Origin of the sequence: Paenibacillus sp. OK003 (assembly GCF_900109515.1) — a bacterium.
Taxonomy (GTDB): domain Bacteria; phylum Bacillota; class Bacilli; order Paenibacillales; family Paenibacillaceae; genus Paenibacillus; species Paenibacillus marchantiae.
Window position 1 is genome coordinate 48109 of the sequence record NZ_FOBD01000021.1, and the last position, 18553, is coordinate 66661.

Annotated in this window: 17 protein-coding genes; 15 read left to right on the top strand and 2 right to left on the bottom strand. The window is 46.1% G+C overall.

Annotation, left to right across the window (positions count from 1 at the left end):
• The first annotated feature begins 142 nt into the window (after positions 1-142).
• From BMW94_RS25695 to BMW94_RS25725, 7 genes are all read left to right on the top strand, one after another.
• Positions 143-634: a phosphatidylglycerophosphatase A family protein gene (locus BMW94_RS25695; RefSeq protein WP_024629130.1), complete on the top strand. Its 492-nt coding sequence runs from the start codon at positions 143-145 to the stop codon at positions 632-634.
• A 285-nt stretch (positions 635-919) separates the two neighbouring features.
• Entirely contained in the window at positions 920-1108 is a 189-nt protein-coding gene (locus BMW94_RS25700; RefSeq protein WP_017689496.1) for a hypothetical protein, read from the top strand.
• A 412-nt stretch (positions 1109-1520) separates the two neighbouring features.
• Entirely contained in the window at positions 1521-2414 is an 894-nt protein-coding gene (gene accD / locus BMW94_RS25705; RefSeq protein WP_091001608.1) for an acetyl-CoA carboxylase, carboxyltransferase subunit beta, read from the top strand.
• Positions 2415-3446 carry an acetyl-CoA carboxylase carboxyltransferase subunit alpha gene (locus BMW94_RS25710; RefSeq protein WP_091001609.1) on the top strand — a complete coding sequence of 344 codons (1032 nt, stop codon included), beginning with the start codon at positions 2415-2417 and terminating at the stop codon, positions 3444-3446. It abuts the gene before it with no gap.
• 105 nt (positions 3447-3551) lie between these two features.
• The gene (gene pyk, locus BMW94_RS25715) at positions 3552-4979 is read left to right on the top strand and encodes a pyruvate kinase (RefSeq protein ID WP_091001610.1); all 1428 of its coding nucleotides are present in this window, start codon (positions 3552-3554) and stop codon (positions 4977-4979) included.
• A 129-nt stretch (positions 4980-5108) separates the two neighbouring features.
• Entirely contained in the window at positions 5109-5615 is a 507-nt protein-coding gene (locus BMW94_RS25720; RefSeq protein ID WP_091001611.1) for an acyl-CoA thioesterase, read from the top strand.
• A gap of 6 nt (positions 5616-5621) precedes the next feature.
• Complete coding sequence (locus BMW94_RS25725) at positions 5622-6023, top strand: FxsA family protein (RefSeq protein ID WP_091001612.1); 402 nt, start codon at positions 5622-5624, stop codon at positions 6021-6023.
• Positions 6024-6133: 110 nt separating this feature from the next.
• Here the strand turns inward: BMW94_RS25725 and ytvI are convergent, their stop codons facing one another.
• Positions 6134-7252, bottom strand: a complete 1119-nt coding sequence (gene ytvI / locus BMW94_RS25730; protein ID WP_091001613.1) for a sporulation integral membrane protein YtvI — start codon at positions 7250-7252, stop codon at positions 6134-6136.
• Between the two features lie 486 nt (positions 7253-7738).
• Between ytvI and citZ the strand changes: the two genes are divergently transcribed.
• The 4 genes from citZ to BMW94_RS25750 all read left to right on the top strand — a co-directional run bounded on the left by citZ (position 7739) and on the right by BMW94_RS25750 (position 11817).
• Positions 7739-8851, top strand: a complete 1113-nt coding sequence (gene citZ, locus BMW94_RS25735) for a citrate synthase (RefSeq protein ID WP_076289785.1) — start codon at positions 7739-7741, stop codon at positions 8849-8851.
• A 150-nt stretch (positions 8852-9001) separates the two neighbouring features.
• Positions 9002-10294 (top strand): NADP-dependent isocitrate dehydrogenase, encoded by a 1293-nt coding sequence (gene icd, locus BMW94_RS25740; RefSeq protein WP_091001614.1) that lies wholly within the window; start codon positions 9002-9004, stop codon positions 10292-10294.
• Between the two features lie 15 nt (positions 10295-10309).
• Complete coding sequence (mdh, locus tag BMW94_RS25745; protein WP_090895396.1) at positions 10310-11251, top strand: malate dehydrogenase; 942 nt, start codon at positions 10310-10312, stop codon at positions 11249-11251.
• 140 nt (positions 11252-11391) lie between these two features.
• Entirely contained in the window at positions 11392-11817 is a 426-nt protein-coding gene (locus BMW94_RS25750; protein ID WP_090808739.1) for a hypothetical protein, read from the top strand.
• Positions 11818-12042: 225 nt separating this feature from the next.
• On the opposite strand, the gene BMW94_RS25755 is transcribed toward BMW94_RS25750, so the two are convergent.
• Positions 12043-13602 carry a histidine kinase N-terminal 7TM domain-containing diguanylate cyclase gene (locus tag BMW94_RS25755; RefSeq protein WP_091001615.1) on the bottom strand — a complete coding sequence of 520 codons (1560 nt, stop codon included), beginning with the start codon at positions 13600-13602 and terminating at the stop codon, positions 12043-12045.
• A 420-nt stretch (positions 13603-14022) separates the two neighbouring features.
• Between BMW94_RS25755 and BMW94_RS25760 the strand changes: the two genes are divergently transcribed.
• The 4 genes from BMW94_RS25760 (at position 14023) to BMW94_RS25775 (ending at position 18422) form a co-directional block, all read left to right on the top strand.
• Positions 14023-14367 carry a cupin domain-containing protein gene (locus BMW94_RS25760; RefSeq protein WP_091001616.1) on the top strand — a complete coding sequence of 115 codons (345 nt, stop codon included), beginning with the start codon at positions 14023-14025 and terminating at the stop codon, positions 14365-14367.
• Between the two features lie 35 nt (positions 14368-14402).
• Complete coding sequence (pnpS, locus tag BMW94_RS25765; RefSeq protein WP_091001617.1) at positions 14403-16232, top strand: two-component system histidine kinase PnpS; 1830 nt, start codon at positions 14403-14405, stop codon at positions 16230-16232.
• A 115-nt stretch (positions 16233-16347) separates the two neighbouring features.
• Positions 16348-17076, top strand: a complete 729-nt coding sequence (locus BMW94_RS25770) for a response regulator transcription factor (RefSeq protein WP_053783546.1) — start codon at positions 16348-16350, stop codon at positions 17074-17076.
• A 152-nt stretch (positions 17077-17228) separates the two neighbouring features.
• Positions 17229-18422, top strand: coding sequence for a methyl-accepting chemotaxis protein (locus BMW94_RS25775; RefSeq protein ID WP_091001618.1), 1194 nt, complete (start codon positions 17229-17231; stop codon positions 18420-18422).
• Positions 18423-18553 lie beyond the last annotated feature (131 nt).

Consider the following 18553-nt stretch of genomic DNA (forward strand, 5'->3'; position numbering starts at 1 on the left):
TACATAATTTATAGGATGAGCTGACGATCAAAGCGGATGTGCATTCCGCATTTTTTATGAACATTTTGGAAGTTTGCCGCATACACTTGAGAACACCGAAGGACCTGGGGGTCCTCGGGGGAGCGATGCGGGAGGTCAAGATATGTCATATGAAATCGTAGAAGCCATGCTGGCCCGGCGGGGTGTACAGATTGATGCAATCGCGGAAATTGTATATCGTCTGCAAAAAGGGTACCACCCGGAACTGACTATGGATGACTGTGTCACCAGTGTAAAATCAGTACTGCAGAAACGTGAGGTGCAATATACGCTGTACACAGGTATAGCCCTTGACGAGCTTGCTGAGAAACGCCTTTTGCCGCAACCTTTGCAGGCGATTATGGAGGCGGATGAATCCCTGTATGGAGTGGACGAGACTCTTGCTCTTGGCATTACCCATGTATATGGTATGATCGGTTTAACCAGTTTTGGTTATCTGGATAAAGAAAAGATTGGTGTCATTCATGATCTGAACGAAGCAGGACCAGCTATACATGTTTTTCTGGACGACCTGGTTGCCGGGCTCGCCGCCGCTGCTTCTGCCCGAATTGCTCACAAAAATATTAAAGCCAAGAAATATCCATCGGATATCTGATTTTCTTCATTTGTGTTTTCATTCATTTGCTAGCTTTTGTTTATTCGATTGATGGTCATCCAGGGCGGCTTTTGCTGCCCTGAGCGACCTGGAATTGCTTTTTGAGAAGGAAAGTCCTAGCAACATTGCATCAACCATATCGGTTATCCTCGCGGGACAAATGTCCCTCTAGATCTCGTTTTCTCCCCAAAGGTCCCGAACCCTTCCTTGCAGAAAAAAAGTGAGGTATGTTATCATTAGTCCAATATACGGGCTCTGAACATTAGCTTAGGGGGCGGACATGGCATGTGGACGGTGATTTACATTGCACCGACAGCAAAGGTTGCGGACAAGATCAAGACCAAGCTTTCGGAAGAAGGTTTTCTGGTACAGACCCGTCCCATCAGTTTATCCAAGCAGCAATTTGAGATTCGCGTCCCTTCAGGGGAATTGGAAGAGGTTCAGGAAGTGCTGAATTCGATTCTGCATTCCTGATTCATTCGATATCAGACGTGCCTTGGCAGATGAAGAAGTACCAATGGTACATAAGGGACTGACCGCGTAAGCGGAAAGAGGAATCGACTTGCATGTATTGTATGCTGCTGTCCTTCCTTCTTTTTTTGTTAGGACAAGGACTGACCAGATTGCTCCCAGAGACCCTACCAAGACAGATTCAAACATCAGCGCAACAATCTTTCGGTTATTGCAGGTAACATCAATCGTGCTGACAGAAGCCGCTGATCCTTGCCTTATACCGGCGGATTTTTTGTTGTGAATGCTGGACAAGGCCCATGGTAGCTTACAGCTTATGGGTCGTAAGCGGTTTACCGCAGCGCGCGGAAGAAGTTGCTACATGCAGCGGACTGCAGGTTGCGGCCATTAAATCAACGGCTGGAGAGGTGTAGTTGTGTTCAAAGATATATTCCAGAAAAAACGGAAGTACGCCACCATACCTTCCGAGCGTGCGCTTCGTGGCGAAGGTCAGGAAGCTGGAGAACGTCCAAAACGGGAAATACCTGAAGGGCTTATGAACAAGTGCAGCAAATGCGGCACGATTCAATATAGCAAGGAATTGGAAAAAAATCTAAAAGTATGTCCGGCTTGCGGTTACCATATGCGTTTGAACGCAATGGAACGTATTGCCATGGTTCTAGATGAGCAAGGGTTTGTGGAGTATGACGCTGATATGGTATCGGTTGATCCGCTTGACTTCCCTGGATATAGCAACAAACTGGAACAACAGCGCCTGAAGTCAGGACTGAAGGAAGCTGTTATTACGGGTGAGGGAACCATAGAAGGTTTGCCTGTGGTTGTCGCTGTCATGAGCTTCGACTTCTTCACCGGCAGTATGGGTTCGGTTGTAGGAGAGAAAATTACCCGTGCGATTGAGCATGCAACAGAGAAACGCTTGCCTTTGATCATTTTCTCCACATCTGGGGGTGCCCGGATGCAAGAGAGTATTCTTAGCCTTATGCAAATGGCGAAAACAAGCGCGGCTTTGTCCCGTTTGGATGAACAGGGCGGGTTGTATATTTCGGTCATCACCGATCCTACGACAGGTGGGGTTTCCGCCAGTTTTGCGAGCCTTGGTGATATCATCATCGCCGAGCCGGGAGCTGTATTTGGCTTCGCTGGTAGAATCGTCATTGAGCAGACGATCCGTCAGAAACTGCCTGATGATTTCCAGACAGCAGAATTTAATTTGCAGCACGGTCAGCTGGACATGGTGGTCCATCGTAAAGAGCTTCGAGCCACCCTTGGCAAGCTTCTAGACATGCATAGTGAAAAAGGAGGGGTCTAAATGGCGGGTGAGTTGCCATATGAAGCGCCTCTGGTTGAGATGCGCAAAAAGATCGAAGAGCTCGTACAGTTTGGACAGGAAAAAGGCATCGACTTCACTGATGAAATTGCCCGCCTGGAAGAACGTTATCATAGACTCGAAGAAGAGATTTATACCGGCATAACGGCTGCCCAGAAAATGCATCTGGCGCGGCATCAGCAGCGTCCTACAGCACTGGATCTGATCCAGTTGATATTTACCGATTTCATTGAGTTGCACGGCGACCGCATGTTCGGAGACGATCTTGCGGTTGTTGGCGGACTAGCGAAGCTGAACGGAAAAACAGTAACGGTCATCGGCCAACAGCGGGGGAAAGATACGAAGGATAATATCGCCCGTTTTTTTGGGAGCGCACATCCGGAAGGATTCCGAAAAGGGCTGCGGTTGATGAAGCAAGCGAACAAATTTGGTCGTCCAATTATTACATTCGTTGATACTAAAGGGGCGTATCCGGGTAATACTGCTGAAGAGAGAGGTCAATCGGAAGCTATTGCCCGTAACCTGCTGGAAATGGCGAAGCTCTCGGTGCCTGTTATTATAGTGGTCATTGGCGAAGGCGGAAGCGGCGGGGCCCTCGCTATGGCTGTGGGTAATCGTGTGTTGATGCTGGAGCATGCGATTTACTCTGCGATCTCTCCGAACGGTGCTGCATCCATTCTTTGGAAAGATGCATCCAAGGCAGATCAGGCGGCCGAAGCGATGAAAATAACGGCCAAAGACCTTCTGGAGATGGAGGTCATTGAAGAAATAATCCCTGAGCCACGCGGCGGCGCTCATCGGGATTATGAAGAATCTGCGGCTGCGATCAGCGAGGCCTTGGTTCGTCATCTGGACGAGATGAAAGGCTGGAGTGGTGACCAATTGAAGCAGGATCGGTATGAGAAATTCCGTAAAATTGGATCAGTCACGTTTGAACCTGAAGTGCAGATAGAAGTCCCTCAAGTGCCTGTTGAAGTCGATACAGCGGGTAATTTGTCGGGAAATGCTGAATGATGTGATGAATTTCCTATACAAATGAGCAAAAGTATAGTAAATTTAATAGTTGGAAAAAGAAAAAGAGATAAAAAGATAGACCTTTAAAATCGGAGGAAACCCAAAATGCGCAAAACAAAGATTGTATGTACGATTGGTCCATCCAGTGAATCATTGGAGAATACCAAAAAATTGATTATGGCCGGTATGAATGTGGCCCGTTTGAACTTCTCCCACGGTGATTTCGATGAGCACGGCGGACGGATCACAGCAATTCGCCAAGCATGCGAAGAGCTGAACAAGACAGTAGCGATCTTGCTGGACACCAAAGGACCGGAAATTCGGACAGGTAAACTCGAAGTGGAGCCAATCGAATTGGTTCAAGACGAGTACATCACTTTGACAACAGAAGAAATTCTGGGCACCAAAGAACGTCTCTCCATTACGTATGCAGATCTTCCGAGTGATGTTGAACCGGGATCTACAATTCTGATCGACGACGGTCTGATCGGACTGACTGTGGTGGAAGTGCAAGGCACCGAGATCAAATGCCGTATCGTTAACGGTGGTACGATCAAAAGCAAAAAAGGTGTTAACGTTCCGGGCGTTGCCATTTCTCTGCCGGGTATTACTGAAAAAGATGCCAACGATATCGTATTTGGTATTGAGCAAGGTGTCGATTTCATCGCGGCTTCATTTGTTCGTAAAGCAAGCGACGTCCTTGAGATTCGTGAATTGCTTGAAAAACACAATGCTGGACATATCCAAATCATCTCCAAAATTGAGAACCAACAAGGTGTGGACAACCTGGATGAAATCCTTGAAGTGTCCGACGGCCTGATGGTTGCTCGTGGAGACCTGGGTGTTGAGATTCCTGCGGAAGAAGTACCATTGGTACAAAAACGCATGATCGAAAAATGTAACGTTGCAGGCAAACCGGTTATCACAGCTACACAAATGCTGGATTCCATGCAGCGCAACCCGCGTCCAACACGTGCAGAAGCAAGTGACGTGGCTAATGCGATCTTCGACGGTACAGATGCAATCATGTTGTCTGGTGAAACAGCTGCGGGTAAATACCCAGTTGAATCCGTTCTGACCATGTCCCGTATTGCCGAAAAAGCAGAATCCGCTCTGCCTTACCAAGAACTCTATCTGAAACAACGTGTGGCTCAACAAACAACAGTTACTGAAGCAATCAGCCAATCTGTTGCACTGTCAGCTCAAGATCTGAACGCTAAAGCGATCATTACTTCGACTGAATCCGGTCATACAGCACGTATGATTTCTAAATATCGTCCAGAATCTCCAATCATCGCGGTGACAACGGAAGACAGAACTTCCCGTCGTCTTGCACTGGCTTGGGGTGTAACACCTGTTAAAGGAAGACTTGTTGATTCCACTGACGATTTGTTTGAAAATGCAATTGAAGGCGGCGTGAAATCCGGACTTGTAAAAGAAGGAGACCTTGTTGTTATTACAGCAGGTGTACCTTTGGGTCGTTCCGGTTCCACGAACCTGATCAAAGTAAGCCAAATTCCAAACAACGCATAATCGAGTTTGGACGAGAAGCAACAGGAATGAAGCAATGGGGCGTTTGCGTCCCGTTGCTTTTTTTCCATCTTTATGACACTTTATTGCCTTGGATACGTAAGAATTGGTATAGCGAAGGAGGCCGGTAACATGCAACAACAAAGCAATGGCAGTTGGTACACGGCACGCCTTCGCGTGCGTTATCAGGAAAGTGATCAGATGGGTGTGGTCTATCACGCGAACTATTTGAATTGGTTTGAAATCGGTCGAACCGAGATGATTCGCCAAATGGGGTATACATATCGTAAAATGGAGGAACAGGGGTTACTGCTTCCGGTAACCGGACTGGATGTGAAATATCATAAACCTGCCCGTTATGATGATGACATCATCATTTATACCCGTATTGCTGCATTTAGTGGTCTGCGACTGAACTATGAGTATGACATAAGGCGCATGACTCCAGACCTTAATGAGCAGATAGGCGACGGGCAACGAGTATGGTCATCTGAGGAGTCCCTTCCTGGTGAACGATTGGTTACAGGCTCTACCCAGCATGTATGGGTCAATGGGGACTGGAAGCCAGTCAGGCTGGATAAGGCAGCTTCTGAGCTCTACAGCGCGCTTGAGAAAGTGTGGCTTTCAGGAAAGGGGTAATACGTAATGCGAAGATGGATGTGGGCCCTGCTATTAATCATTCCGGTGATTGAACTGTTTGGTTTCATTCTTATGAGTGACTGGATTGGAGCCGGAAAGACATTGCTTCTCATGATTCTCACGTCCTTGATCGGTATAGCCATGTTGCAGTTTGAAGGACGAAAAGTACTTATCGATGCCAAATCCGAGATGGAGCGCGGTAAAGTGCCCGGAAGGAAAATGGTAGATGGACTATTTATTTTTGTCGGTGGTTTCCTGCTGCTGATTCCGGGTTTTATTACAGATCTGATCGGATTTACACTGTTGTTTCCAGTAACACGTTCAGTGTACCGTCTATTCTTCCTGGGCTGGTTGGAGAAGAAAATGAGAACTGGAAGTATTAAGTTTTACCGTGGTCCAAAACAATAGGATATACCAGCATCAGTTAAAGAAAGGCACCCACCACCAGATTCAGTCTGATGAGCGGTGCCTTTTTAATTTTGTTTATATACGGATGACAGAAAACAGAACTCATGATTTTACCGGACACGTCCGTTAATAATGTATGTTCGGAGATCACGGAACACGTTCGCTCGATTAAATGCATCAAGGATAACGAGGCTGACAGGGCCGATGATCAAACCGAGTACACCGAACAGCTTCAATCCGACAAACATGCCAACCAGTGTGGCGAGAGGGTCCAGGCCGACACTGCTGGCCAGCACTTTGGGTTCAATGATTTGGCGGGCAATCAGCACAATGAGATATACAATACTGATGCCAATACCCAGGTACAGGTCCCCGTTCATAAGCAGGTATGCGGCCCAGGGAACCATCACCAGACCAACACCGAGATAAGGAAGCAGATCCACCAGACCGATGAGCAAAGCGATCGTGAAGGCAGACTTAACCTGGAGCACAAGCAATCCGATCATGACAAATAATGCGGTGATGGAGATCATAATCAACTGGGCTCGTGCATAACCGAACAGGGCTTTTTTCAGATCATTCCATATGTCGGTTATCGGTTTGCGAATGGATGAGGGCACCCAGCCCGATACGGTAATGCTGTGTCTGTTCCAGCTTTTGCTGATAAAAAAAGCGGAGAGCAGAACCACGATTAATACGGCTCCCATATTGGGTAGAGAAGTGAGCAGGTTTAGAATCATGTTGAAAAATCCGGTGACCAGATCCGTTACAGCAGTACCTACCGTTTCGGTTGTTTTGCTAATATTGCTGTTAATGGTCTCCTGATAGTTGGGATTTTCCTTGTAAAATTCATTAATCTGTCCAATTAAACTCTGAATCGTATCATTCTGGGTCCAACGGACGAACGTAGCTTTAATCTCATCGACATGAAGGTCGAAGCTCGTCGTTAGTGAAATGACTTCCTTTACCATACGGGTTACCGCAGCGGATAATACGACGACAATGGCCCCGAAATAAAGGATTAGTGATAAGGTTACAGCCAGCCAGCGAGGAAATCGGGCCTTGTATTGAAGCAGCTTCACCAGAGGGTTCATCGCGTAGGCGATAATCCAGGCGATGGCAAAAGGATATAACAGCGGGAACAGCAGATATATGGCAACGGCTATGAGTATGGTTGCGATAATCACCCATATGCCGCGCAGCAGACGTTTCATTATGATTCTATCCAAGCATCAACTCTCCTTATTCCATTTCAAGCTACCTATAAACCATGAAGGAAACACAGGAAGCTATCTAGTTAATATAGAGCAAATACACTGATTTGAAACGCCAGGATGCCGTGGATTTATATCTTTTCTTTTGCCTAGAGTATGCCTCATGTTCACAAAATATAGCAATAAAAACTTGATTAATAGCATGGATTTATATAAAAAGAATAAAATGTCAACCTTGTTTTTGTAAAGGTTTTCAAAAATGCTTTATCGGTCTGATAAAGAAGTTTGATGTGCGGATGACCTCGCATCATGTTCACATAAACGACAAAATCCAGTATGATGAGAGAAGGAAATGCCGATTGACAGATATGAAAACCGGATATTGAGGTATTTATTAATTTTAAAATGTAAATGGTTACAAAAGAAGGACGAGTGCGTTTAAGCACGTAGATGACACTCTGGATGGGTTCTTGATTTCGTTTATTAAAGGAGAGATGTAATATGACAGCTACCAAAGGTCTGGAAGGCATCGTTGCAACAACCTCTTCGATCAGCTCCATTGTAGACGGTGTGCTTACATACCGTGGATACGATATTGACGATCTGGCAGAACATGCAAGCTTTGAAGAAGTTGCCTATTTACTGTGGTTTGGTAAATTGCCAACTACGGATGAACTGAAATCCCTTCGCAAAAGCCTGAGCGATTACGCGCCGATTCCGAGCGAGTTGATTGCACAAATCCAATTGTATCCGAAAAACATGAGTACCATGGCAGCACTGCGTTCCGCAGTATCCGCACTGGCTCTGTACGATGAGCAGGCTGACGAGATGACAGCGGAAGCGAACGAGAACAAAGCGGTTAAGCTGCAAGCGCAGTTGCCAACCATTGTGGCAGCCATAGCCCGTATCCGTCAGGGCAAAGAACCTGTGGCTCCAAAAGAAGGCGCTTCCATCGCAGAAAACTTTTTATATATGATGACTGGAGAACAACCAGCCGAGACCGCTGTTAAAGCCCTGGATCAGGCGCTCGTCCTGCATGCGGATCATGAGTTGAACGCTTCTACATTTGCAGCACGTGTAACCGTAGCTACACTGTCTGACATCTATTCGGGAGTAACTTCTGCGATTGGCGCATTGAAGGGACCATTGCATGGCGGTGCGAACGAAGCCGTTATGAAAATGCTGAATGAGATTGGTACACCTGATCGTCTGGAAGCGGCTATTCAAGAAAAATTGAATAACCGTGAGAAGATCATGGGCTTTGGACACCGTGTCTACAAAAATGGAGACCCACGTGCGAAACATCTGCAAAAGATGTCCAAGGAACTGGGCGAAATGAACAACGATACACGCCTGTATGAAATGTCAGTGAAGATCGAAGAACTGGTGACAGGACAAAAAGGTCTGAAACCAAATGTAGATTTCTATTCCGCTTCCGTATATACCCAATTGGGTATTGAAGAGGTACTATTTACACCGATCTTTGCGATTAGCCGGGTATCAGGTTGGACTGCCCATATTCTGGAACAGCTTGCGGATAACCGTATTATTCGTCCACGTGCCGAGTACACAGGCCCAACAGATCAGAAGTACGTTTCAATTGAACTTCGCTAATGGCATCAAAACCAGTATAATAAACAAGGACGGGGTGAAGGGGTGTAACCTGTTGGCTAATACTAGCAGCACGTTCATAACCCTTCCTCCAATAAGACAAGCGGTGTGTTATCATACTGCATCTACGAAACCCAAGGAGGAATTATACGAATGAAATTAGAAAAATTTGCTCACCCAACTGAAGGCGAAAAAATTCAAATTGATAACGGTACACTGCAAGTACCTAATAACCCGATCATTCCATTTATCGAAGGTGACGGAACAGGCCGTGACATCTGGAAAGCTTCCAAACGTGTATTGGATGCAGCTGTTGAAAAAGCATATGACGGCAACAAAAAAATCGCATGGTATGAAGTGTTTGCTGGACAAAAAGCATTCGATACATACGGTGAGTGGCTGCCGAATGATACACTGGAAGCCATTCGTGAGTATATCGTAGCGATCAAAGGACCATTGACTACACCAATCGGCGGCGGTATTCGTTCCCTGAACGTAGCGCTGCGTCAAGAACTGGATCTGTACACTTGCTTGCGTCCTGTTCGCTACTTCGATGGTGTACCTTCTCCGGTTAAACGTCCTGAGCTGGTAGACATGGTCATTTTCCGTGAGAATACGGAAGATATCTATGCGGGTATTGAGTACGCAGAAGGTTCCGAAGAAGTGAAAAAAGTAATCCAGTTCCTGCAACAGGAAATGGGCGTAAACAAAATCCGTTTCCCTGAAACTTCCGGTATTGGTATCAAGCCAGTTTCCTCTGAAGGTTCCAAACGTTTGGTACGTGCAGCAGTGCAATATGCCATCGATCACAACCGTAAGAGCGTTACATTGGTTCACAAAGGCAATATCATGAAATTTACTGAAGGTGCCTTCAAAAACTGGGGTTATGAAGTTGCTGAAGATGAGTTCGCTGACAAAGTGTTCACTTGGGCACAATACGATATCATTAAAGAAAAAGACGGTACGGATGCAGCTAATGCAGCTCAAAAAGCAGCTGAAGATGCTGGCAAAATCATCGTGAAAGATGCTATTGCCGATATCGCTCTGCAACAAGTATTGACTCGTCCAGGCGAATTCGATGTAATCGCAACGTTGAATCTGAACGGTGACTATCTGTCCGATGCATTGGCTGCACAAGTTGGCGGAATTGGTATCGCTCCAGGAGCGAACATCAACTATGTAACAGGACATGCGATCTTCGAAGCTACTCACGGTACTGCACCTAAATATGCTGACAAAGATGTCGTGAACCCTGGTTCCGTTATTCTGTCTGGCGTTATGTTGCTTGAGCACTTGGGATGGCAAGAAGCGGCTAACCTGATCTACAAAGGGATGGAAACATCCATCAACAACAAAACAGTAACTTATGACTTTGCACGTCTGATGGACGGCGCTACTGAAGTGAAATGTTCTGAATTTGCTGATCAAATCATTAAAAACCTGTAAGGGGAGATGTGAATCGTGACTATTCAGCGCAAAAAAATCACAGTAGTCGGCGCCGGATTTACCGGAGCTACAACGGCTTTGATGCTTGCCCAAAAAGAACTCGGGGATGTTATTCTGGTTGATATTCCACAATTGGAAAACCCGACTAAAGGTAAAGCGCTCGACATGTGGGAAGCTAGTCCTGTTCAGGGCTTCGACAGCAATATCGTCGGTACTTCCAACTACGAGGATACTGCAGGTTCGGAGATTGTTATTATTACGGCAGGTATTGCTCGTAAACCGGGTATGAGCCGTGATGATCTGGTCAACACGAATGCGGGGATCGTAAAGTCTGTTTGTGAAAATGTGAAAAAATATTGCCCTGATTCCATCGTCATTATTCTAAGCAACCCGGTAGATGCAATGACATATGCAGCTTATCAGACGCTTGGTTTTCCTAAAAACCGCGTAATCGGTCAGTCCGGTGTACTGGATACTGCACGTTATTGTACATTCATTGCACAAGAGCTGAATGTATCGGTTGAAGACGTCCGTGGATTCGTTCTTGGCGGTCACGGAGACGATATGGTACCACTCGTTCGTTATTCCAGCGTTGGCGGTATTCCAATCGATACCCTCATCCCGGCAGAGCGCATTGAAGCCATCGTACAACGCACACGTGTTGGCGGCGGTGAGATCGTGAACCTGCTCGGTAACGGCAGCGCATATTATGCACCAGCAGCTTCATTGGTGCAAATGACCGAAGCCATTTTGAAAGACAAAAAACGAATCATTCCGGTTATTGCTTACCTTGAAGGGGAATATGGCTACAATGACTTGTTCCTTGGTGTGCCAACCATTCTGGGTGGTAACGGAATTGAAAAAATATTTGAACTGGAACTGACTGCTGAAGAAAAAGCAGGACTCGACAAATCTGCGGATTCGGTTCGTAACGTCATTTCAGTAGTGAACCTGTAAAAGTTTGAAAACTTTTTGACAGGAACAGACAGAAAACCTTCGGATCATCCGGAGGTTTTCTTTTCTTTGGATAAGTTCCCCAGTATAATGAGATGTGATGTATAGCACACTGATTGAAATTTCTGAGGAGGATGGACATTTTGACAATGATTATGTATTTGCTCCATATTATTGGAGCACTGGCGATGGGCTTCTATCTGATCTTGCCATTCGTGGTTGGCAAAATCCGCACCTTGAGTGCTGCCGCTCAAGAGGGCGCATTTGCATCGCTCCGTTCATTGAACCGTATCGCACAGTACGGACTTGTGATTCAGCTTCTTACGGGTGGTTACTTGATGACCAAGGGCGAGTATTCCTATCTGTGGATGGGCGTGGTAGTGGTTCTGTTGCTTGCTATTGCAGCAATCGGTGGCATTATGGGTAAACCGCTACGCTTGGCAGCAGAGGCTGTGAAAAGCAATCGTGACGTCAGTGCAGAGCAGAGCAAGATTCGCACGTTCAGCACATTGCTTGCCGTATTCCTGCTCATTATGGTGTATCTGATGGTGAACAACCAGGTGATCTAACAACAGCTGCGAACGAGTTTTATTTGCGAGCTGAACTTAAAGCGTTTGCACTTCAAACGTTGGGACAAGCTGAATAAAGTAAGGTCTTGAACCGTATTGAAATAGACAGCCCTCAGGCTGTCTATTTTTGTTCGCTCAATCTGGGATAATGTCTGACAACCAGAAATGTATATAGCGTTGATACAAAGGCATATATGGCTCACGTAGTTATACTCTACATTTTAGTTAACCCAGGCTCACAGCGTGGGCAAATACGGTGTTACGACCGTTACGCTTGGACTCATATAGTGCCGTATCGGCATCGCGCAGCAAGGATTCCAGAGAATCGGACCCTCCATTATATTGTGCCACTCCGAAGCTTGAAGTCAGTGGAATACGAGTACCTTGTACCTCCAGCGGGTCATTCAACAAAGCTATGCGTAACTTCTCAGCAAGCTGCTCACCGTCTTGGAGGGAGGCATTGGGTACCGCGATAACAAACTCCTCTCCTCCATAACGTGCAAACAACATCTCCGAATTCAGATAACGATTACATACAGAGACAACATGAATGATGGCCTGATCCCCAACGTCATGTCCATAGGTGTCATTAATTCGTTTGAAATGATCAATGTCAAATAATATAAAGGCCGTTGGCCGCAGATTAAGCTGGGCTTCACTCAGTATCTCTCGACCTCTAAGCAGGAACTGCGTGCGGTTATATATTTTGGTGAGACCATCGAAGTAAGCCAGTTGCTTCAATTGTTCTTGTAGGAAACGTTGCTCTGTAATATCAATCAGCATAATCAGTGTGCCAACAGCTTGTCCTTCTTTGTTATAGACATAAGAGGTTCTTACCTGATAACAGACGGTCTCTCCGTTCAATTGCCAGTACAGATCGGTTTGCAGACCTTCTCGGCCATATTCCACTGGAAAGGTCTCGCCGGCAAGCGACAGCCAGATATCATTCAGATGTTGACCTACCATGCTGAAATCAAGCTCTGGCAGCATATCACGCAGAGATTTGTTGTAGTCGACGAGACGATTGGAACTATCCAGCACGATAACGCCTTCACGCATGCTCTCAAAGATACTATCCTTGGCAATAGGTACGATGGTTAGCAGACGGGACGATAGAATAGCCCATATATACATAGCGGATGTGATGCACATGAGAACCGGAACAGGGTCCATACCACCTGGGGTCAGACCAAGCAAATACACAAAGGCCGCTACCATGGGAATAATCTGTGAAGTAATCAGTGTGAGTAGCTGACGACGATACATCCTTTTGGTATGTTTCCATTGTCCGATGAGAATAAGGCAGGCACATAACAGACAGGAAAAGGTGAATGCACCATGAACAACGTACCACTGCCCTACGGCAATATCCATTAGAGGGACGGAACTGTCTTCTCTTAGCCATACTCTTTTATAGAAAAGATGATGAAAATCATTTGTTGCCACCATGAACAAGGTAATGGGAGGGATTACAAACAGCGCCGCAGAAGCTTTTTTGGATAACGTTTTACCCGTGTATTGCATCATGAGCATCAGCCCAAGTGAGGCGGAGAAAGGCATACCGATGTATTCAACGACCGTCCAGAATTTCATCTGCTCCAGTGTATTGCTTGCGAGTTCAATCGCGTAACCGAAAGTGTAAACCGACAGAGCTGCTGTATAGAGAATGAATATTTTCGAACTGGGGATTTCTGCTCTTCTAACATAAGTATATAAACACAGAAAAACATTCAGCACAGCTGAAGTTGCTACAAGTGTTATATAAGAATTAATGTGCGATTCCATGGGTTTGGTCTCCATATTAGATCAGAATAGTTGCTTAGTTGGGAAGCATGACTGCATCATTCAAACTGGATTAATGTAGTTTAAAGCGAACCTGTATACTGTCCATTGTACATCAGCCCATTCGGCATAGGAATACAATTTGGGCAGTGAATCAGTCCAATTTCGATAAAATTTGCGAATGTTTCAGCATGCCTGATCGGTACGTCTTTTTTTAATGAGCATATAGCGGAATGGATATGATTTTGATCTGGTTTACAAAAGTCGGGATCGGCGTTGATACAACCATGATATTTTATCATTAGGCTTGCCTGGGGATAGTTCTAGAACAATCGCGGCTGTACTGCTTATCAAAAATGGCAGGGTCTTCATGCTATCTGTGATATGATATAGACCGAACAAGTAAGCTTCGGAGGCGGTCATATGAAGATTAGCAAACAAAATGCGGCACACTATATATGGGGTGGGCAATGTGATGGCTGGCATCTCGTTCAAAATGGAGAACTGAGCGTTATTCATGAACTTATGCCTGCAGGAACATCTGAAACTCGGCATTATCATTCGATAAGTCGTCAGTTCTTTTTCATCCTTAGTGGTGAGGCCTGTATGGAACTTAACGGGGAAGAGTTCATGCTTGGACCCCATGAAGGGATAGAAATTGCGCCGAAGATGCCACATCAGATGCAGAATCGGGGCGAAGCAGACGTAGAGTTTCTTGTCATTTCACAGCCCACCACTCGTGGTGATCGAATAGAAATGGACATGTAGTTAAATTATTAATTTTATAACAAAGGAAGAGATAGATGAGACCGTTCCGAATTCGCCTGGCCATCATTATGATGGTGCTGATCGGTATTTCCGTCATTGTGGCGGGGTATACGATGGGCAGAGTTTTTAAGACTACTCACATTAATGCACTGGAGCAAACGATGGTGCGTGAGATCAACTTGCTAAAAGCAACGTTCCCGTTTCATGATGCATCCGATCCTACAAATGCAGAGACACAGAAATATTATTCAGATCGCGCTGTCGAGCTGGATCGACTGACGGATTCACGGGTAACCTTTATCAATAAAGACGGGACGGTCATTGGCGACTCGGAGAGCGATCCCAATTCAATGGATAACCATTTGAACCGTCAGGAGATTAAAGAAGCGGTTGGGCAAAACTATGGTCAGTCGATTCGTTATAGTGCAACACTTGGACAGGATATGCTGTATGTGGCGCTACCTGTGAATTCGGATCAAAGCGACATGATCGAGCTGCCCAGTGGGAAATTTGACGGTTACATTCGATTGTCCATGAGTCTTGAAGCTGTGGATCAGGGTCTCCAGCAGGGCTGGATTTTGATGGTTTTCACGTTGGGCCTTCTGTTCCTGATTGTGGCTCTGGTTAGTTATCGGGTTGCGCGGGGACTAACATCACCTATTGAGCATATTACGAAGGTGGCTCACCGGATCACCAAGCTGGATTATGATGCGAGAGTGGATGTAACTCGTAATGATGAGATCGGTCAACTGGGACTTGCCATAAATGGAATGGCAGACAGCCTTCAGATGCAGCTGAAGACGATCAGGGATAATGAAGCGCTGCTGCAAAGTGTGCTTGCCAACATGACAGGCGGCATTATAATGATTGATGCAGGTCAATCGATTGCACTGGTCAATCGGGAAGCAGAGCGTATTCTTGGCATTCAGGCAGAGCGGGTTACTGGCAGGCCATATATTGAATTGAAGCGGCATTATGAGCTGACCCGCACGATTGAAGAAAGTGTAGCATTGCGAGAACCGATGCATGAAGAAGTGAGTGTGTTCAATCCGGTGGAAAAATTGATTCGCATTGACGGGGTACCGATGTCTGAAGATGACGGTGCTTACCGGGGGATGCTCTTCCTCCTCCAGGATGTAACGGCGATCCGCAGGCTGGAATCGATGCGCAGTGAGTTTGTAGCGAACGTATCTCATGAGCTCAAGACGCCGGTAGCTGCGGTCAAAGGTTTTGCCGAAACCCTTCTCAGCGGCGGGGTACAGGACAAAGAGACGGAGCGTTCATTCCTGCAGATCATCTATGATGAAGGTGACAGATTGAACCGATTAATCGGAGATATTCTGGAGTTGTCCAAAATCGAGTCCAAACGTGCTCCCCTGCAGTGTTCACCAGTGCATGTGCATTCGTTCTTCGAGATGGTTCTGGGTACCCTGTCCAAGGTGGCGGAGAAGAAAGAGATTCGACTGGAGATGAATGTTCCCGAAGAATTGTATATTGAAGCTGATGAGGATAAAATGAAGCAGATCTTTATTAATCTGTTATCCAACGGCATTAACTATACCCCTGAGGGTGGACGGGTTAAATTACAAGTGTCGGTTGAGCATCATGAGGCCGAAGAAGAAGTTGTATTTGCGGTGTCCGACACAGGAATTGGTATTCCGAAGAAAGATTTGCCGCGGATTTTTGAACGCTTTTATCGGGTGGACAAGGGCAGATCTCGTAATTCGGGAGGAACAGGACTTGGGCTTTCAATTGTGAAACATCTGGTTGAATTGCACCATGGCAAACTATCTGTAGAGAGTGAACTTGGCATGGGAACAACGTTTCGTGTTATCCTTCCATTAATTCAGGATGAAGAAATCTAGTCCGATGGAAGTGAAATGTAAAAGGAATATGGTGTTTTACACAGAGTTAACAATTAGGTGCTATGATAAACAAAGTGTTGTGGCAACAGACAACCTATAGGAGAGAAGGGGTATCATGGCGCAGCGTTTGCTCGTTATTGAAGATGAACCAACATTATCAAGATTGCTTACGTACAACCTGACACAAGAGGGCTATGATGTTATTGCTGAGGATCACGGATCTTCAGGTTATGATCGGGCGTTGTCCCAGGAGTTTGATCTGATTCTGCTGGATCTGATGCTTCCTGGAATGAATGGTCTGGATATTCTGAACAAGTTACGAATTCAGGGTGTTAGTACACCGGTCATTATTCTCACAGCCAAAAACGGTGAAGCCGAAGTTGTGCAGGGCTTAAAATCAGGTGCCGATGATTATATTACGAAGCCATTTGGTGTATCCGAATTGCTTGCTCGCGTAGATGCGGTGTTAAGACGTTATTCGAACGGTGAAGATTTGCCGCAACCAGAGGATAAAGACGGTTCCCGTATTATTCTGGGAGAGCTTGAGATATATCCTTTGAAGTATGAAGTGACATTGGGTGGACAATCCATTAGTCTACGTCCCAAGGAGTTCGAGGTACTGCTTTATCTGGCCAAGAAGCCAGGTGTTGTGCTTACCCGGGATGATCTGATGAATGCGGTCTGGGGCTTCGATTATATCGGAGGACAGCGCACGGTGGACGTTCATGTCAGTTCATTGCGGAAAAAGTTGGAGCTGGACCCGGAATCGGTTCATATTGATTCGATTCGCGGTGTAGGTTATAAATTGGTTGTAAAAAGAAAAACTCCCCATCATTCAAGTTAACAATGATCGGGGAGTTTTATTTTACATTCCTTTAACACAAACAAATATTTTCCTTTACGTATAGGGAGTAGGATGAAGCTGTCTGAGTGATACTTTGTACCTACATATTCCACCTCAGGACGGAGCTCATACGTAAAGGAGATTGCGCATTTATGCCCATGTTGCTCGAAGTGAAGCCCGACCAGCCCGAAGAAATGATAAATACGCAACAGGAACAAGTTGTAACTCCCATGGGAGAACAAAAAGATGAAGATGAATTTGGGGTCACCAAAGAGAATGTAATCTCATTACGGGACTATTGCCGTCAAATACCTGTAGTTGACGTTCATACGACCTGCGGGGAAGCGGCAAGCCTGCTCAATCAGGATCAGGAGTACCCGTGTATTGTCTTATGTGATGATCACATGCAGCCATTAGGTTTGTTGATGCGAGAGACATTGTACCGAATGTTGAATGGACGCTTTGCGGCAGATCTTTTCTATCGAAAACCGGTTGTACACGCAGCGGACTCTTCTCCTGTTATTGTCGATGTGCATGCAGAAGCGACCGCGATTATTGACATTGCTTTGGCTCGCAGTGAGCAATATTTCTACGATTGTTTGATCGTTACGGAAGAAGAACGATTGCTGGGTGTGTTGACGATGAGGGATGTGATGTCCCTTTCCCGTAAACTGCAGCATGTGGCTTCAGAAGAACGTGTACATATTATTACACAGAGCAGACAGGAAATAACGAGAATCAACGACTCCGTCACCAAACTGGTTCAAGCCGCTCAAAAGGCTGGGGTAGAAGCGTCTCAGATCATGCAGTTGTCCGAACGGGGAGCGAGCAGTCTCAGTCAGGTTGATGCTTCCTATAACCGTGTATATCAGCATATGGAGGGTCAGCAGAAACACGCTGATGACATGCTGAGCTCTATCGACATGGGCTCCGGGATGGCACGTTCCATTCGTTCATTGGCTGACCAAAGCGGGCTGCTCGCCATGAATGCTTCCATCGAAGCGGCGCATGCGGGGGAGTACGGACGGGGGTTCCAGGTCGTCGCTGGTGAGATTCGCGCCCTAGCCAAGCAGACCCGTGAGGTTGCGGGAAATATGTCCTCTTTACTGGATGATATCGGAGGATTGACCAGACAGACTGTAGAACTGGTGAGAGCAAGCGCGGCAGAGATTGACAGCAGCTCCGTTCATGTAAACGAAGGAGGGGCTGCATTCAAACAGCTGAACACGGCTGTAGCAGGCATGTCCCATATTGCAGAGGATATCGCGATGGAAGGCAAAACCGCTGGAGAATTAGCAGAGCACATTCGGGAGAGACTGGAAGATATGGTCCAGGCGGATGACTAAATGACGGCAGGATGGGCATCATTCATACGCAATGATCGGATAGAAGGGTCATAGGTGTGAAAGATGTCTCTTTTTACATTCCGTTAACATGAAAGTGATACTGTTTTTACAATGAGAGGGTAGGATATTAT

Bases quoted from the DNA above. Each gene is read 5' to 3' on its own strand.
- BMW94_RS25755 (WP_091001615.1), bottom strand. From the start codon at position 13,602: ATGGAATCGCACATTAATTCTTATATAACACTTGTAGCAACTTCAGCT.
- pnpS (WP_091001617.1), top strand. From the start codon at position 14,403: ATGAGACCGTTCCGAATTCGCCTGGCCATCATTATGATGGTGCTGATC.
- BMW94_RS25770 (WP_053783546.1), top strand. From the start codon at position 16,348: ATGGCGCAGCGTTTGCTCGTTATTGAAGATGAACCAACATTATCAAGA.
- BMW94_RS25700 (WP_017689496.1), top strand. From the start codon at position 920: ATGTGGACGGTGATTTACATTGCACCGACAGCAAAGGTTGCGGACAAG.
- icd (WP_091001614.1), top strand. From the start codon at position 9,002: ATGAAATTAGAAAAATTTGCTCACCCAACTGAAGGCGAAAAAATTCAA.
- BMW94_RS25775 (WP_091001618.1), top strand. From the start codon at position 17,229: ATGCCCATGTTGCTCGAAGTGAAGCCCGACCAGCCCGAAGAAATGATA.
- citZ (WP_076289785.1), top strand. From the start codon at position 7,739: ATGACAGCTACCAAAGGTCTGGAAGGCATCGTTGCAACAACCTCTTCG.
- BMW94_RS25725 (WP_091001612.1), top strand. From the start codon at position 5,622: ATGCGAAGATGGATGTGGGCCCTGCTATTAATCATTCCGGTGATTGAA.
- BMW94_RS25710 (WP_091001609.1), top strand. From the start codon at position 2,415: ATGGCGGGTGAGTTGCCATATGAAGCGCCTCTGGTTGAGATGCGCAAA.
- BMW94_RS25695 (WP_024629130.1), top strand. From the start codon at position 143: ATGTCATATGAAATCGTAGAAGCCATGCTGGCCCGGCGGGGTGTACAG.
- BMW94_RS25720 (WP_091001611.1), top strand. From the start codon at position 5,109: ATGCAACAACAAAGCAATGGCAGTTGGTACACGGCACGCCTTCGCGTG.
- pyk (WP_091001610.1), top strand. From the start codon at position 3,552: ATGCGCAAAACAAAGATTGTATGTACGATTGGTCCATCCAGTGAATCA.
- BMW94_RS25760 (WP_091001616.1), top strand. From the start codon at position 14,023: ATGAAGATTAGCAAACAAAATGCGGCACACTATATATGGGGTGGGCAA.